Origin of the sequence: Fibrobacter sp. UWEL, assembly GCF_900142535.1 — a bacterium.
Classification (GTDB): Bacteria; Fibrobacterota; Fibrobacteria; order Fibrobacterales; family Fibrobacteraceae; genus Fibrobacter.
The window spans coordinates 38,725-55,198 of the sequence record NZ_FRBE01000022.1; the positions used below are offsets into that span (position 1 = coordinate 38,725).

The window sequence follows — 16,474 nt, forward strand, 5'->3', positions numbered from 1 at the left end:
TAAGGTGCCTCAACACAAGTCTTGCAAAAAGCGTTTGATTCAGGCCGAAAAGGCCAATGCACAGAACCGTTCCGCACGTTCTGCTATCCGTACCAGCCTCAAGGCTATCCGTACTGCTGCAACTAAGGAAGAAGCTCTCAAGGAACTTCCCAACCTGTTCAGCCAGCTGGATAAGGCCGCTGCAAAGCATCGTGCAGGTTTCTGCGCTAACCGTGCAGCAAACTACAAGGCTAAGGCTGCTAAGGTTATCAATAGCCTCGCATAATTAGCTCTTATCAGCTAAGAAGCAACATCGCTTTTTCTCGAAAACCAGCGCGACGGACTCGCGCTGGTTTTCGGTCGTTTATATTTTACTTTGTAATAATAAATTTGTCTAGAAAAACGAGAAAAATGTCGTTTTTATTGCTTTTTGGAGTAAAATCCCATATATATTAAGGAATGAATCCAAAATTTTTTTATAGATTTGCGCATAGTATTGTTAGGGATTAGTAATGTCTTCAATTAATTTTGCTACACGTGAAATCAGCTGTAAAGTAGTTTACTACGGACCGGGCTTGAGTGGTAAGACCACCAACCTGCAGGTTATCCATCAGAAGATGCCTCAGGACAAGCGTACAGATATGGTGTCCTTGGCTACTGAAGGCGACCGTACTTTGTTCTTTGACTTTTTGCCGTTGAATCTCGGTGATATCAAGGGCTTTAAGACTCGTTTCCAGCTTTATACTGTTCCTGGTCAGGTTTATTACAACAGTACCCGTAAGCTGGTGCTTCGTGGTGTGGACGGCATCGTTTTCGTTGCCGACTCCCAGCGCTCCCGTCAGGCTGAAAACCTGGAAAGTTTGCAGAACCTTCGTCAGAACCTGCAGGATTACGGCATGGATCTGGACGATATGCCTTTCGTGCTCCAGTACAACAAGCGCGATATGGACAATGTGTTTACTCTGGACGAACTGAATGCTGAACTTAATCCCCGCAACATTCCGTTCTTCCCGGCAACCGCCCATAACGGTAAGGGCGTTGTGACCACCCTGAAGACGATCGCAATGCTTGTTATCGAAAAGTTCAACGTGAAGCAGGGCTTCCTCCGTCAGGCAGCCGCTAATGTCAACAATACTGGTGTTCACGATGTTTCCCTGACTAAGGATGGCGTTTCCGTGAAGGAACCGGCTCCTGCCGCTCCCGCTCCCCAGAGTGCTGCACCGTCTCCTTTCCGTATGCCGTCCTTCGCCGCAAAACCCGCTGCAGCTCCTGCTCAGCCCCAGTCTGCCGGTGCAGGTCTCTTCCAGAAGGGAGCTACGTCTTCCCCCTTCGGTCGACCCAAGGCTGCTACTGCAATTCCGCCCCGTATGCCGACTTTTGGCCGTGACGTGGCAAAACCTGCCAACGAAGCTGCCGACGACGAAATCGAATTGCGTCCGTACGTTCCCAAGAAGAAATAACCGCTAAGGAGGCTGCATCGTGAGTGATTTTACCATTTATACAGATGATGCGGACAAAGTCCGCCGCCTGATGTCTGCTTACCAGGCAAGCGTTAAGGCCGAATACATCGTGCTTTGCCATCGCGACGGTTCTATCATCGCCGAAGTTGGCTCCCTTGGCTTGGACGCTACTCCTCTGGCTGTGTTGAGCACGGCCTCCTTTGACTCCGCCCGTCAGGTGGGTCTTATGCTGGGTGGCGAAAACTTTAACTCTGTTTCCTACGCAGGTGACAACCGTTCCATCTACATTGCTCCGGTGGACCAGGCCCTGCTGTTGGTCCAGATTTTCCCGGGCAACCGCCTGCCGAACCGCATCGACGACTTCAACCGCCTGTTGGTGGAAAAGCTGGTGGATGCAGTCCCCGCATTTACCCAGAATACTAGTCGCTTAGTCCGATAGGCTCTTTGTGACAAAGGTTCAACCGCTTCGAAATTTGCGGAAGACGACAATCCTTGTGATTGCCGTCTTTTTAGGATTTTTGATCCACCGTATTGTGGTGCTCTGCATGGATGACGCAACCATTCAGGATTCCGCAGAGTCCGAGCTGATTGTAGCCCAGGGCGATGTGTGCAGCCATATTGTGAACGGCAGTCCCTTTGGCGTGGACAGTGTCTTTGACGTCGATAGCAAAATTTATTTCTACACCACAGTTTCCAGAGCCGCCATTTCCGACGAGGACACCTTGCTCCATGTCTGGTTTAATGGGGCGGATACGGTCTTGAAAGCTCCCTGCCATCTTTCGGGAGAATCTTGCTACACCATTATTACCCCAAAGCTGATGAAGGAAGGGGAATGGAGTGTAGACTTCGTGGCGGGCCACAAACTCCTTGCAACCAGGCAGTTTAAAGTAACGCCTTCCCTGAGGTAAGGCCATGAAACTTGCAGTGGTCCTCGGGGGGCTTCTTGCGCTTACAGCCTCTGCAAGGAATATCCAGACAATACCGGTATGGGATCCTTCTGTTCTAGACAGTAAGGAGTCTAAGCCTGTGATTGAGGATTCGTCTCGACGGACGGACTCACTTGAAACGCACGGCTACAAGACCATGGAAATTACGGTGGGTGACGGTGGAACCCAGGTGGACCAGGAACTGCGCCTGTCTATTATGGGACGTCTTACGGATAGCGTTTACGTTGAAGCGCTTCTCTCTGATGTGGGGCGTAAGGCGGGAGACCAGACGACATCCACCTTACGTGAGGTGGACCAGATTTACTTTCGTGTGAATGCGCCTTTTGGATTCTTGCATCTGGGGGACTTGACCTGGAAGGATGAATCTTTAAGCCTGTATTCTCTGGACCGCAGTTCCTTAGGGGCCATGGCGGGTGTGCGAGGAAGTCTTCTAGGTGGGACTGGTGAAGCCAGCGGTGTTTTCGGTACCGACGAGGTGGAACATTTTACCAAGGTGTTTAACGGAGTCAGCGGCCAACGTGAAGGCTACTCCATGGATGGCTCCGGAAGTTATATCCAGGTGGTGCCGCAGTCTGAAACCGTGTGGCTGAACGGAAGGAAACTTTCCCGAGAGAAAGACTACCGGATGAATTATGCCGGCGGTCTGCTGGACTTTACGGGCAGTTTCATGCTGACTGCGGAAGATGAAATCCGCATTGAGTTTGACGCCTACGAAGATGAAAACATCTATACTCTTTACGGAGCCCAAGGTCATTACCGTCATGAAAACTTGTGGCTGGACGTGTCTGGCTTTCGATTGGAAAATGATGTGGATCGCCTAAAGCGGGGTGTCTGGACGGATGATGACTACAAGATGCTGAAGGCGGATCGCGGGGAAGAATTTGTTCGTGACGATAGCTTAGGTGTACTTGCACGCCCCAGAAGAACTGATCGTGGCGGCGCCAGAATCCGTACCCAGCTGGACCATCGCTTTTATGCGGATGTGGAATTCGCTTTCAATCGTGAAGACACCAACACGGTTTCCCATGAGGTGAAAGGGCCGGAGGGACTTGCCCTGCGATGGCTTGTGACCTCGGACTCTTCCAGCTATTTGAAAACGTTCCCTCTGGCTTTGGATGTGGGCGGCAGCCGCATTCAGAAAGGCTTTGACATCTCCAAGTTCCAAGGTTCTTATTCGGGATGGAATTCCTATCACTTACGGGACCAATGGGACTTGTCTCTTAAGGATAGTTCTTCACTGGATGAAGACTTGCTGTTTGATGAATTGGGTTTCCGTTTCCGTCTGGGAAAAAATTTGCTGGGCTCTGCAACGTGGGGCTATCGTCGCAATGAGGATGAATCCTGGAATTCGTCTAGAACTTCATTTGGTTTGACTCACCGCAATTCGGATGTGGCAAGTCAATTCAGTTTGGTTCGTGTGGCGAGCCAGCAGGAAGATTCCAAGGAACGTTATCAGGCTTTGTTGAGTAGTGAATTCCTTCAGGGAATATTCAGGCCCTTTGGAAGTATGGATGGCCGCTATACAGAAATCAATGATGTGGATAAAGTCGTTTATGGAAAAAGTGCCGGCGGCTTTGGGCTTTATTTCGAGAATGGTGAAGTGAAGGAATCCGTTGGCGGTCGCATGGCTCGACGTAAGGGGGAATCTTACGGCAAGGATTGGGAAGACTCTTTGCGAGCATCAACGTGGCTTCAGGAAGTTTCCTATCGCAATGATTTCGTTACCGTAAATCACTTGCTGCAATTTGACCAGATTGAAGAAAATCAGTCCGGCAAGGAAAACAACTGGGCGGGTAATCTGGATGCACAGTTTGGAAATGAGGACTTAGGCCTGTGGGGAAATACTTCCTATAAGGTGGGCCTGACGGAAGAACAGGTTTATACGGCGGTGTATAAGGCGGTGGCGCCTGGTACTGGTGATGTGCGTTATGATAGCTTGACAGGCACGTACATCGAAGGCGTGGACAATGGAGACTTCGTTTACGAAGGTCTTGGACGTAACGATTCCGTTGGGGCGGTACTTTCCAGTGATGTTTCCTTCGAATTGGAATTGCGCTGGAATCCGGGACGTTTTCTGGGCGTCAAGAACGGTATCCTGAGGGATATTACTATTGGTGGTTCCTGGAATGGAGAAGCAAATGACACCACGGGTAAGAAGTTGTTCTTCCCGCCGGTAACAAAGTCTAAACTGGACCGCCTGACGTCGGGGATGATCTCCATGGAAGGCTTGCTGGAATGGGAACATCCCATGGGCGCCAATCTTTCCTACAAGCCTGGCGTTGAACTGGACAAGAAGTTGTCTTCCATTTCCTATTACGAAACCATTTTCAGTCACTTTCTGGAAGGTGGCGTCCCCTTTGGTACGGACCATCTGGTAAGTGGCTCGTTCCTGATTCAGGATGAGGAACTGTCCGCTTTAAGCCAGTGGGATTGGCGGGTGTATGATGGTTCATTGAAGTACCGAATGGATTTCCTCCAGAGTTTTTATGTGCAGCCTGCGGGCCGCTACCGCACGGGTTCCGGCGAGGATGAAAGTGGTGACGATTTTGAAGGTGAATTGTGGGAAGGTTCTTTGCGATTGGGGTATAAACGCTTGAAAAAAGCGGATGCCTATGCAGTCTTCTCCGTCATTCAGGCGGATACTTACGGAGGGACCGTGCCATATCAGGTGATGGATGGCTATAGCGATGGCCGAACTTATCGATTAGAATTGAGTGTTTCGCTGACGGTGAATGATTATTTCTCTATGGGTGGACGGTATATTTTGAGATTTGGCGATGCCGAGGAAAATATTTTCCAGAAGCTCAGCATGGAGGCAAGAGCAAGTTTTTAAAAATAAGTCCGCGTCATTCTGAGCGAAGCCGAAGAATCTAGTGAACAAATGAAAAGATTGGTTTTGACATATACGTTGTTGCTGCTGGCTTTTGCTGGAGTAGCCTTCGCCTCCGAAGGTTGCCGCATTCAGCGTATTGTCTGGACGGGTGAGCGTACGGATGCGGATGAAACCCAGATGGCTTTTGTTATGGGGTTGCCCTGCGAATCCTGGAAAGTTACAGCAGATAAGATTGTGACTGATTATGAAAATCAGGGGTTTATTTCTGCAATCGTTTTAGGGAATGTGGATAGCGCTGGTGTTTTGACGGTTGAACTTCGTCGGGGTTCTGCGTTTGTCTGGGCGGAAAGTGTGAACCTGGATTCTTCGGGAACGAGACCGGATGTATTTAGCAAGCTGGCGGGATTGCCTGCGGGAGATCTTGTGCGGCCTCTGGATATGGAACGTGCGGAAAATCGTCTTGCTCGTTTGGGATACTTCCAGAAGACTGCTCCTGCGGTAATGTTCCGCGATCCTGCGCGTAACAGGATTATTCCTGCGTTCAGTATGCGTGGGGCGGCTGTTTCCGAAGCGGAAGCCCTGCTGACTTATTCTAGCGAAAGCGGGACGTGGGAAGGTTCAATTGACGTGTCCCTCATGAATATAATGGGGACTGCGAGGGACCTGCAGGTAGAGGGATTTACTTCCGAGGATTCCCGACGTTTGGAAGGTTCCTATAAGGAACCTTGGATTTTCGGGACGCAGTGGAACTTGGTTGCCCGCGGGTATTTTGACGATGACTCCTCCACTCGGGACGCTTATGGAGAAATCGGCGTTACTCGTGATATTGGTTTTGACTTTTCGATTGGAGTTTTTGTGGGCGTGGGGGATAAGGAAAAAACGTCTTCTCTGGAGGTGTCTTACGTTTCCCTGGATCGTTTCTCCTTGCCTCGTTCTGGTATGCGTTTGGAGGCGTCTGCGGTATGGAATATGGCGCGTCCCGATTCTCTGGATAATTACTTGCGCTTGAAAGCTAGCTTGGTCAAGTATGTTCCTCTGTACAAGAACTGGATTGTTCGTGCAGGTGGACAGGCAGGGGGCTTGTTTGCTACGGATGCGGTTCTGGATCGTTCCGACTATTTTGCGTTGGGCGGTATGGATGATTTCAAGGGAATGGATTATCGATTCCTCAGGACTCGTGCTTATGGTTTTTCTGAATTTGCGCTCTTGTGGCAGGATGGTTACAACTTGAGTATTGAGGCTTTTTATCAGCCGGGATTGTATCGGGAGTTGGATGATGATCACGGATGGAAGGAAGAGCATGAGTATGGACTTGCCTTCACTCAGTATCGCAGCAATTGGAGTGTGAATTTCTATTACGCACTCAGGAATGGCGAGAACTACTTAGACGGTATTATAGGGATTGGCGTGAAGACGCTGTTTTAGTATCTTGTTGTTAGATTAGGAGGACTCATGAAGTTGTTTTTGTTTTGGGTGGGGCTTTGCGCTGGCTTTTTGTTTGTTGCCTGCTCTGATGAGGAGAGTGTGGCTGCAGCCCCCCTTCGGGAGAATGTCATTTTTCCGGATACGTTTGTTGAGGATGGCGTTCTTTATGTGAATGTGGGGGAGGTTCGTGTTTATCGGGATACGGTTTATAAGACTCGCTATGTGGATACGGTTTCCTATACAAGCTTTATTTTCCAGCGGGGTAAAGAATTATATGATACCGTCACTGTAAAATCTGAAAATGCGGATTGTGACATTCAGAAGAATTATTTTGAATGCACTGTTGAGGCCCCTTATTATGTGACACCGACGATAGTCGTTTACCAAATGGCTTCTGAACAACAGGTTGAAGAAACGGTGTCTGTTGTTCGTTATCCTTGGCCGGTTCGGGATGAACGATGCACCACTACGGTAAAATCGGATGGTAGCCGCTACGATAGATGCATACATGTTATGGATACGATTTTCGTGGATTCTGTTTATCAGGTCATCAAGAATGCAACTTATAAGCAGATCAATTCCATTAACTATGGAAAGGGACATCCGTCCAACTTCATTCCTTACACCAAAGTACCGAAGTTTTCTGTGGAAGATTTACGTGCTGCCTTTGATACTCTGGATACGAAGGATACCCTGGATTTTGGAAGACTGTTTTATTCGGAAGGTTATTCCATCTCAAGTGATGATTTGCCTGAATGGGCTTACGCTGTGGGGTATCCTGAGGCGTCGCACAACGTGGATACGGTCCTTGTGATTAATAAGGCTGAGGTGGATACTGTATACGGGTATTATCTGGCGGAAAAGATGTGTTTTAGCTGCCCTCAGACCTATCCTCTTAAGCTTGTGACGTATAAAAATCGTTTGTGGAATTGGCTGGATGAACCGCTGGAATCCGATACCACCATTACCTGGACCGCAATCTACACGGATATCAACGGCGTTGAGGACTCTGTGGAAGTGACCACCGTATTTTTAGGAAAGTAAGGAATGTATATGAAACATCTTCTCGCATTATCTTTTTGTGCCATGATTCTAATGGCTTGCTCTGGTGATGAAATTACCTACATCACGGAACGTAACCAGACGGTGGGTAAACTGGATGCCGGTGAGAAACTAGGAAAGTGTACTCCGGAGATGTTCGGTGAGACCGTTTATGTGGTGGACTCCGCTGCGGTTTTCTTCTGTGATGAAAATGCCTGGGTTCGCATGACGTTCGCCTATGAAAAGGATACGGTTGTCATTCGGGACTCTGTTATTGTGGTTGAGGCGGACTCTGGTTGTTCTTTCCAGATTCTAGATGGGAAGACTTACACCTTGGTTTGTGAAAGTGATACTTTGTGGTTTGACAAGAAGGATCCGGTGGTTGCTCCCAGCGTGATTGAAGATGGTAAGCTGATTGATTCCAGAGATGGAAGCAAGTATGGTGTAGTTCGATTGGGGGAGCGAACCTGGATGGCTGAAAATCTGAATTACGCAGGTGAAGGTAGTTGGTGTTATGAAAATGATAAGTCCATGTGTGAAAAGTATGGTCGCCTGTATACTTTTGCGGATGCGAAAAATGGCTGTCCTGTGGGCTGGCACCTGCCTTCCAAAACGGAATGGGAAGAACTGGTTGACTTGATTCAAGAAGCGCAGAAGTTGGACAAATGGAGCGAGGTTGTGCCCTATTTGATTTCTGCTACAGGCTGGTCCGGTGTTGAATCTTCTGGAAGCTATGGCTTCTCTGCCTATCCTGCTGGCACAAAGAAATATTCTAGTAGTTCTTTCTATGGCGTCGGGGATGAAACGAATTTCTGGGCGGCCGATGGATCTTGCTTGATGATTAAGAGCGGGTCCTTGGTTATTGAAAACCATGACGCTGAATACGGATTCTCGGTCCGCTGCGTTAAGAACTGAAACTTTTAGCGAATTAAAACCCCTAGGAGGCGTAGCCTCCGACCTCATGCCTCTTTCGTCTCTCGTCTGTAACCCGCCGAAGGCGGGTGTTCTCTCGTCTATTATCTACACCGGGGTCTTACTTTTTTCCCCGGCGATTTCACGAACTAGTGTTGGAACGAGATAGCCGGGAAGCTTTGTGCGAATTTCAGCGACGAGGGCCTTGGCCTGCGGGTCGCTGATTTCGTAATGAGCCACACCCTTGGCGTGATCCAGCTGGTGGAGGTAATAGGGGAGGACGCCCTGTTCGAACAGTTTTCTACATAACTGGACCATGGTGCCTGCGGACTCATTTACGCCCTTGAGCAGAACGCTTTGGTTCAAAAGGGTCCAGCCGGCAAATTTCAGCTGGCCAAAGATGACCTGGCTTTCTTCGTCCAGTTCGTCGGGATGGTCCACATGGCTTACCAGCACGCAATCGAAGCGGGCGGGAAGTTCCCGGAGGAGTTCCATATGCTGCTGGATCAGGTCCGGGCGCATGACTGGCAAGCGGGTGTGAATCCTGAGGGTGGTGATGGAAGAGTGGTCGCCGATGGCTTCAATAAGGCTCTGGAACTTTGCGGGGGACAGGGTCAGGGGGTCGCCTCCGGAGAGGATGACTTCCCAGATGTCCGTGTGGGTGTCCAGCCAGCTGCCCACCTGGATGTCGACGTTGGGGATGTTCTGGAAGGGGTAGTTCCTGCGGAAGCAGAACCTGCAACGTACGCCACAGGTGGCCGTTGTAACAATCAAGGCTCTCTGGTCGTATTTCTGGATGACACATTCGCTTTTGCCTGCAGGAAGGTCTCCTACAGGGTCGTCCACGAAGCCAGGAACGTCCTGGTATTCTTCTTTTGTGGGGAGGACTTCACGCAGGAGGGCGGCGGGTTCCTTTGCGTTCTTGATCAGGTCGGCATAATGCCTGGAACAGCAGAAAGGGAACGTGGGGTCGCGGTCCAAGCTGGCCAAATAGGGGTTGTTTGCAATCAAAGTTGCAAAATCGGGGCCTAAATAGTCTAAAAAATCAGAAATTTGCGTGAATACAAAAGCGGGTTGTTCCATTATATTACTAAATTTAGCAACATAAAAACCAAAAAGAGGATAATATGGGTACTGTAAGCACCAACGAATTCCGTAAGAAGCTTAAGATTATGGTTGACGGTCAGCCGTATGAAATCATTGAAAACCAGTTCGTGAAGCCGGGTAAGGGCCAGGCTTTCAACCGCGTTCGTATTAAGAACCTGGTTACCGGCCGTACTCTCGAACGTACTTGGAAGAGCGGTGATACCGTTGAAGAAGCCGATGTTACTTATGGCGAAATGACCTACAGCTACAATGACGGCACTAACTGGTACTTCATGGATTCTGAAACCATGGAAATGGTTGAAATTCCTAAGGAAAACCTGAATGGCGCAGAAATGTGGCTCCTTGACGGTGCTACCGTTGAAGTGACCTGGTGGGATGGAAAGGCTATCGAAGTCATTCCGCCGACCTTCGTTGACCTCATGATCATCGACGCTCCTCCGGCTGTCCAGGGCAACACCAGCGGTAACGTTCTCCGTGAATGCACCGTTGAAACTGGCGCTAAGGTGATGATTCCGCTGTTCATCGAAAACAACACTAAGATCCGCGTGGATACCCGCGACGGTTCTTATCTCGAAAGAGCTAAGTAATTAGACTAGGGAAGGCTTCGCCCTCCCTAAGACCCTCCTTTCCCAAACGTAGGGAGTTGTCTATAAAAGACCTCAGTGATGAACTGGGGTCTTTTATTTTGTCTGTATTTTTACTATTTTTGTTTTGGGTTTAAAAAAGGTTGGAGAATATGAGAGATAAGAAGGTGATGGCTTTTGCTATTGACTTTGTCATAACGATTGCTATTTACAATATCCCGTTTTACTTTATGGTGATGCAGCCTGTTTTGGCTGGTCAGAAACTTGATTCCCATCAGACGTTTGTGGATGCGTTCCTTGCGGCTCTGGTTGCCATGATTTATATGGTGGTTAGGGATTTGCCTAAGAAGGGTAGTATCGGGAAGCGTGCTATGGGGTTGCAACTGGTGGATGCCAGAACGAAGCTTCCTGCTAGTGTGCTTCAGCGAGTGTTGCGCAACGTTTTCTGGCTTTTGGGCTGGCCTGAGATGCTGGTCTATATCATCAAGGGAAAGCGTTTGGGCGATTACGTTTCTAGGACGGAAATCGTCGAGATGAAAGTGCCTTGTGATTTTTAGAACTGGGAATTGGGATTTCTTTTAGTTTGCTAACTGAACAGCGCGAGATAAGGCTACTTCGTAGCCTCTGCCGCTACGCCTCGGCAATGCCGGTGAGCTAGCTCCCCGGCGCTGCACTCGGCTTGCTGGCAGTCGAACTCACTTCGTGAGTTCTCCTGCATCTCGCTATCCTGAATACACGAAAAAAGAAGACCACCCTTTGGGTGGTCTTTCTTTTTCGTATCGGAATAGCGAGATTCGAACTCACGACCTCTTGCTCCCGAAGCAAGCGCTCTACCAGACTGAGCTATATTCCGTTTTGTGAGTCCAAATATAGATAGTGTATTGGACTTTTTAAAGGGGTATGGGGCAAAAAAGTTACTTTTTTGCTTTGGGTTTGCCTTTGGAATTGAGTTTGGGAGCGGGTTTTCCTAGTTTCATAATGCTGGATCCTGCGTTGTCGGGCTCTACTTTGTAGAGGGTGATGCGGTTGCTCCATTCGGTGCGGGCTTTGCGGTCGATGATGTGCTTGACGTTGCCGTATTCCGGGTTTCCGCCGCCGTGGATGACGCGGAGGACGGAGAGGCCTGCAATCAGGAGGTCGTCAATGCGGCGTTCTACTGCAGCTGCGGCTTCTTCGGAGGTGTATCCGTGAAGGTCGATTTCATCTTCGGGAACGGGAAGTTCCCAACTGGAGGGGCTGCGGCGCATTTTCTTGCCGCGGGGACCGCGGTTCTGGGGGCGGGCGGCGGCTTCTGCTTCTTCGGCCTGCTGGCGAGCCAGATCCTTGTCTTCCATGCGGTGATTCATGATCCATTCCAGCTGGAATTTTTCGTCTTCGTTCATTTCCATTTCATTGCCTGCGCTTGTAATTTGCGGGGTCAAATCTAGTAAAAACGGGTTGGATCCAGCTTTGTTCAACGGTGGATATACCTATATTTCTATCCGTATTTTTTCTTAGGAATCTCCGTATGATTCGTAATGTTTTTAAGATGGTGATGGCCGCTGCCCTGGCCCTTTCCGCTATGGTCCTGGTGGGCTGCAACGAAAATGATCCGCTGGCAAATCGTGTCAATAAGGTCAGTGACCTGGGCAAGAAGAAGGTGGGTGTTCAGATTGGTAACACCGCAGATATTTATGCCTCGGAATATGGTGGCGATACTGCCAAGATCGATGTGGAACGCTACACCAAGTTGGCTGATGCGGTCCAGGCTCTCAAGCAGGGCAAGATTGACGCGGTGCTGCTGGATGACCAGCCGGCCATTTACTTCGTAAAGCAGAATCCTACGCTTCGCGTTCTGGACGAGGCTTTCGTCGAAGAAACTTATGCAGGTGTCATTGCCAAGGGCCGTGAAGGCTTGCTGGATACCTTCAATGTGGTGCTGAAGGAAATGCACGACAATGGCATTTTCGATTCCTTGATGAACACTTACATCAATGGTACCGGTGAATATCATTATGCTCAGAAGGTAACGGAAGGGGAAAAGTTGGTGCTGGCTACCAACGCTCAGTTCCCGCCCTATGAATACCACGAAGGCGATAAGATTGTCGGTTTGGAAATTGAACTGGCTTACTACCTGGCCGACAAGATGGGCCGCGTGCTGGAAATCCAGGACATTGAATTTGATGCAGTGATTAATGCTGTAAGTTCTGGTAAAGCCGATCTTGGTTTGTCTGGTTTTACCGTTACCGAAGAGCGCAAGAAGTCCATTAATTTCACCGACAAGTTGGTGGACAATAAGGTTGTGGTCATGGTTCGCAGCGATATCAAGCCCAGCGAACTGGATAACAAGGTTTTTGCGGTTAGCGATCTTGGCAAGAAGAAGGTGGGTGTTCAGATTGGTAATACTGCCGATATTTATGCTTCCGAATATGGTGGTGATACCAACAAGATTGATGTGGAACGTTACACCAAGTTGGCTGATGCGGTCCAGGCTCTCAAGCAGGGCAAGATTGACGCTGTGCTGCTGGATGACCAGCCGGCTATTTATTTCGTAAAGCAGAATCCTACGCTGCGCGTTTTGGATGAAGCTTTCGTTGAAGAAACTTATGCAGGTGTCATTGCCAAGGGCCGCGAAGGCTTGTTGGATACCTTCAATGTGGTGTTGAAGGAGATGCATGAAAATGGCACCTTCGATTCTTTGATGAACACTTACATCAATGGAACCGGTTCTTTCCATTACGCACAAAAGGTGACGGAAGGGGAGAAGTTGGTGCTGGCCACTAACGCCCAGTTCCCGCCCTACGAATATCACGAAGGTGATAAGATTGCTGGCCTGGAAATTGAACTGGCTTACTACCTGGCCGACAAGATGGGCCGTGTGCTGGAAATTCAGGACATTGAATTTGATGCTGTGATTAACGCAGTAAGTTCCGGCAAGGCTGACATTGGTTTGTCTGGCTTTACCGTCACCGAAGAACGCAAGAAGTCCATTAACTTCACCGATAAGCTGGTGGATAACCGCGTGGTGATTCTGGTCCGTACCGGCATGAAGGAAGCGGATCAGGAAACTTTCGTGGAAAAGTTCCAGAAGAATTTCATTAAGGACAATCGCTGGAAGTACATCGCCGAAGGTCTTCGCAATACTTTGATTATCGCCCTTTGCGCAGCTCTCTTGGGTATTCTCATTGGCTTCTTAGTGGCCATGGTCCGTGTGAACCACGAGTTTAACGGCAAGTACAAAATTGCTAACTGGATTTGCAAGGCTTACCTGGCGGTGATTCGCGGTACGCCTATGATGGTCCAGCTGTTGATCATCTACTACATCGTTTTTTCTTCTGTGAACATCAATAAGCTGCTGGTGGCAATCATCGCCTTCGGTATTAACTCCGGCGCTTACGTTTCTGAAATTATTCGCGGTGGCATTAAGGCTGTGGATCCGGGCCAGATTGAAGCTGGCCGCAGCCTTGGCCTGAAGTTTAAGACGGTGATGATTCATGTGGTTTATCCCCAGGCTTTCAAGAATTCTCTGCCGGCGTTGACTAACGAATTTATTTCCCTCATTAAGGAAACTTCGATTTGCGGCTACATCGGTTTGACTGATTTGACCCGCGGCGGCGATATTATCCGAAGCCTCACTTACGAAGCCATGTTCCCGTTGATTTCTGTGGCCATTGTTTACTTCATCATCGTGGCAGGACTTTCCACTTGCGTTGCTCGCTTGGAAAAGAAACTGAAGAAGAACGAACGCTAAGGAGGATTTGCCATGAGTGAAAAACAAGTTATGATTGAAGTGAAGAATCTCTGCAAGTCCTACGGCGACAAGACGATTCTGAAAGACATTAACGTGAAGTTCCATAAGGGTGACGTGGTTGCTATTATCGGACCTTCTGGTTGCGGTAAGTCCACGTTCCTGCGTCAGCTGAATTTGCTGGAAAAGCCCACCAGCGGCGACATTCTGTTGGATGGCAAGAGTATTTTGGATAAGAAGGTTTCAAAGCCTTCTATTCGTGCCCGCGTCGGCATGGTGTTCCAGCAGTTTAATCTGTTCAAGAATATGACTGCACTGGAAAACATTATGTTTGCGCCTGTAAAGCTGGGCTTGCTGAGCAAGGCTGAAGGTGAAAAACGCGCCAAGGAACTTTTGGAACGAGTTGGCTTGGCTGATCGTGCCGACCATTATCCCGCACAGCTTTCCGGCGGTCAGCAGCAGCGTGTGGCCATTGCCCGCGCCGCCGCCATGAATCCCGAAGCCATCCTGTTCGATGAACCTACCAGCGCTTTGGACCCGGAAATGGTGGGCGAAGTCCTGAAAATCATGAGGGACTTGGCAAACGATGGCATGACCATGCTGGTGGTGACTCACGAAATGGGCTTTGCCCGTGAAGTGGCTAACCGCGTGCTGTTCTTTGCCGACCAGGTCATCAAGGAAGACGGCACTCCCGCTGAAATCTTTGACAACCCCAAGGATCAGCGTTTGAAGGATTTTTTGGCGGCGATTAAGAAGTAGTGCGACGGCTAATCTCGCTCACCACGGGTTGCATTTTCTCGCGAATCAGTTGAACAACTACTGGGAATTCAAGAGGTTTATTCCACTTGATTCTTCTGAGAAAACCCTTCCAAAATCTGTTGCGAATAGGGTCGTTTGCAAAATCATCGGTGAAGGCGATGATGTCTTGCGGAACGGTTGTTTGCCGATTGTCAAACGTGTTGATGATTGCCTGCTTTAATGTTGTGGAGTCAATTTTTTGATTTGAAAGAATTTGATAGGAGTCAAAGAAATCTTTCATTCTGCTGTTTGCGTTTTCCAAAACAACCATTGCGTGAAATTTTTCGGCAAGGACTGTTTCTAGAGAATAGGCAAAAAGGTTTGTTTCGGGAATATTGGACAACAATGCTGGATAGGTTATTCTGATTGGTTCCGGAGTGACAACATCTCCAAATCCAAGGTCAATAGAAATTCTTTGCACGATGGTATCTAGGTGTGCGAGAAATTGAACTCGAACGCCCTTGTATTCTTTGTTTACCATGATGTCTTCTGTGGATATGCTTTGAATATCAAAGGTGATCCCGTCTTCTTGGCAGACTTGCGAGCAGATGTTTGTGAATACTTTTTTTACTTCGGTTTTGTCGGACTTAATTCGCGTTCCAAGAAAATCAATATCTACGGTTGGACGGGATCCGAATTTTTCGTAGGCAAAGAGTAGTGCACCGCCTTTTAGGTACAGCGAGGTTGCGTATTTGCTAATGGATACCCTGTACAAGAATCTTTCGTGGATGAAACGGATGAGAATTTGCTGGTAGTTTAGATTCTCTTTTCTTGTGAGTCCGAGAAGTCTATTACGAATGGATTTGTCCACGAATTTGACCATACTATAGGATTACCTCCAAATAAGACTTGACGGTTTTTTCGACGCGCAATTTTTTTGCTGTTTCCAAAAGCTTTGAAATCTTTTTATCGGGACGTTGCAGGTAACTGCGAAATATTTCGGAACTGAGGTCCAAACCGATTTTATTGCGATACTTGATGGCGTCGCAAACGGATCTTTCTATATCGGTGATGTGGACAGAATGTCCTTCGATGTTTGTTTGCTCAATGCCGAACTCGAATAGTTTTTCGGACCAGTAATACAGTTCTACTGAAATCGGTGATGATAGAACGACTTTTCGCTTTCTTTCGATTGCGATATTGTATGCGGACGGAATTTGAGTTGTCAAATTGTGATGAAACCACGCAGAATACATACACAAGACGCCTTTTGGCACAACTTGATTGATGTCAATCATGGTTGCTGCTAGTGTTTCGGTGGAAGCAAATATTCCTGGACGCAGACGAATCATTTCGCCGGTTCTAACCTTCTGAAGGGCTTGATGGTACTGATACGCACTTGCTGATTCTCGAAGGATAAGCGTTGGGCTGTCGGGTATTTTTTTATTGTCGTATGTAGCCATAATTATAATATAACAAATCTACGGCAAAAATGCAAAAGTGCCGTAGATTTTTTAATATAAGGATGTTGAGTGAATCATGGCACTTGAAACTGCAGTTTTGATACAGTGTTTCCTGTTGTACACTTTATTTCAAGTGTGCTCGGATAGAATTGAGCTCTTTTAGGAGGCATCATCAACATGTGTGGAAGCATTTAGGCAGCCTTGCTAGATGAATCTCTCGATTCCGATTCCCATTCGTAGGCTATCTTTACATCTACA

The 16,474-nt window shown here is 48.4% G+C and carries 15 protein-coding genes, 1 tRNA gene and 1 pseudogene; 12 read left to right on the forward strand and 5 right to left on the reverse strand.

Translation table 11 applies throughout. The features are described 5' to 3' along the window. Positions 1–4: 4 nt before the first annotated feature. The 8 genes and pseudogenes from rpsT to BUB59_RS12510 all read left to right on the forward strand — a co-directional run bounded on the left by rpsT (position 5) and on the right by BUB59_RS12510 (position 8,600). Positions 5–265 carry a 30S ribosomal protein S20 gene (gene rpsT, locus BUB59_RS12475; protein ID WP_073230449.1) on the forward strand — a complete coding sequence of 87 codons (261 nt, stop codon included), beginning with the start codon at positions 5–7 and terminating at the stop codon, positions 263–265. Positions 266–491: 226 nt separating this feature from the next. After that, a pseudogene (locus BUB59_RS15845) lies at positions 492–1,055 on the forward strand (ATP/GTP-binding protein); the annotation flags it as partial. Between the two features lie 403 nt (positions 1,056–1,458). Beyond that, complete coding sequence (locus BUB59_RS12485) at positions 1,459–1,878, forward strand: roadblock/LC7 domain-containing protein (protein WP_073230454.1); 420 nt, start codon at positions 1,459–1,461, stop codon at positions 1,876–1,878. A 79-nt stretch (positions 1,879–1,957) separates the two neighbouring features. Beyond that, positions 1,958–2,347 (forward strand): hypothetical protein, encoded by a 390-nt coding sequence (locus BUB59_RS12490; RefSeq protein WP_234980050.1) that lies wholly within the window; start codon positions 1,958–1,960, stop codon positions 2,345–2,347. 4 nt (positions 2,348–2,351) lie between these two features. Next, positions 2,352–5,219: a hypothetical protein gene (locus BUB59_RS12495; protein ID WP_073230459.1), complete on the forward strand. Its 2,868-nt coding sequence runs from the start codon at positions 2,352–2,354 to the stop codon at positions 5,217–5,219. A gap of 48 nt (positions 5,220–5,267) precedes the next feature. Next, positions 5,268–6,644 (forward strand): BamA/TamA family outer membrane protein, encoded by a 1,377-nt coding sequence (locus BUB59_RS12500; RefSeq protein WP_073230462.1) that lies wholly within the window; start codon positions 5,268–5,270, stop codon positions 6,642–6,644. A gap of 27 nt (positions 6,645–6,671) precedes the next feature. Beyond that, positions 6,672–7,688 (forward strand): hypothetical protein, encoded by a 1,017-nt coding sequence (locus tag BUB59_RS12505; RefSeq protein ID WP_073230464.1) that lies wholly within the window; start codon positions 6,672–6,674, stop codon positions 7,686–7,688. Between the two features lie 42 nt (positions 7,689–7,730). Continuing rightward, positions 7,731–8,600 (forward strand): FISUMP domain-containing protein, encoded by an 870-nt coding sequence (locus BUB59_RS12510; RefSeq protein WP_073230466.1) that lies wholly within the window; start codon positions 7,731–7,733, stop codon positions 8,598–8,600. A 105-nt stretch (positions 8,601–8,705) separates the two neighbouring features. Here the strand turns inward: BUB59_RS12510 and BUB59_RS12515 are convergent, their stop codons facing one another. Next, entirely contained in the window at positions 8,706–9,680 is a 975-nt protein-coding gene (locus BUB59_RS12515) for a KamA family radical SAM protein (protein WP_073230469.1), read from the reverse strand. A 44-nt stretch (positions 9,681–9,724) separates the two neighbouring features. Here BUB59_RS12515 and efp point away from each other — a divergent pair, with 44 nt between their 5' ends. Both efp and BUB59_RS12525 read left to right on the forward strand, forming a co-directional pair. Then, on the forward strand, positions 9,725–10,291 hold the full coding sequence (gene efp / locus BUB59_RS12520; RefSeq protein WP_073230471.1) for an elongation factor P: 567 nt from the start codon (positions 9,725–9,727) through the stop codon (positions 10,289–10,291). Positions 10,292–10,440: 149 nt separating this feature from the next. Then, on the forward strand, positions 10,441–10,845 hold the full coding sequence (locus BUB59_RS12525) for an RDD family protein (protein ID WP_073230473.1): 405 nt from the start codon (positions 10,441–10,443) through the stop codon (positions 10,843–10,845). A gap of 222 nt (positions 10,846–11,067) precedes the next feature. Here the strand turns inward: BUB59_RS12525 and BUB59_RS12530 are convergent. Together BUB59_RS12530 and BUB59_RS12535 are read right to left on the reverse strand one after the other, a co-directional pair. Continuing rightward, positions 11,068–11,141, reverse strand: a tRNA-Pro gene (locus BUB59_RS12530). A gap of 61 nt (positions 11,142–11,202) precedes the next feature. Beyond that, a complete protein-coding gene (locus BUB59_RS12535; protein ID WP_073230498.1) occupies positions 11,203–11,676 on the reverse strand; it encodes a Smr/MutS family protein in 474 nt (157 codons plus the stop codon). Between the two features lie 119 nt (positions 11,677–11,795). On the opposite strand from BUB59_RS12535, the gene BUB59_RS15050 reads away from it, so the two are divergent. Together BUB59_RS15050 and BUB59_RS12550 are read left to right on the forward strand one after the other, a co-directional pair. Then, entirely contained in the window at positions 11,796–14,018 is a 2,223-nt protein-coding gene (locus tag BUB59_RS15050; RefSeq protein ID WP_083540328.1) for an ABC transporter permease subunit, read from the forward strand. 12 nt (positions 14,019–14,030) lie between these two features. Next, complete coding sequence (locus BUB59_RS12550; RefSeq protein WP_073230475.1) at positions 14,031–14,774, forward strand: amino acid ABC transporter ATP-binding protein; 744 nt, start codon at positions 14,031–14,033, stop codon at positions 14,772–14,774. On the opposite strand, the gene BUB59_RS12555 is transcribed toward BUB59_RS12550, so the two are convergent. Both BUB59_RS12555 and BUB59_RS12560 read right to left on the reverse strand, forming a co-directional pair. Further along, a complete protein-coding gene (locus tag BUB59_RS12555; RefSeq protein WP_073230476.1) occupies positions 14,764–15,636 on the reverse strand; it encodes a nucleotidyl transferase AbiEii/AbiGii toxin family protein in 873 nt (290 codons plus the stop codon). The two genes, BUB59_RS12550 and BUB59_RS12555, sit on opposite strands and share 11 nt — an antisense overlap. A gap of 1 nt (position 15,637) precedes the next feature. Continuing rightward, a complete protein-coding gene (locus tag BUB59_RS12560) occupies positions 15,638–16,216 on the reverse strand; it encodes a type IV toxin-antitoxin system AbiEi family antitoxin domain-containing protein (protein WP_073230478.1) in 579 nt (192 codons plus the stop codon). Positions 16,217–16,474: the final 258 nt, after the last annotated feature.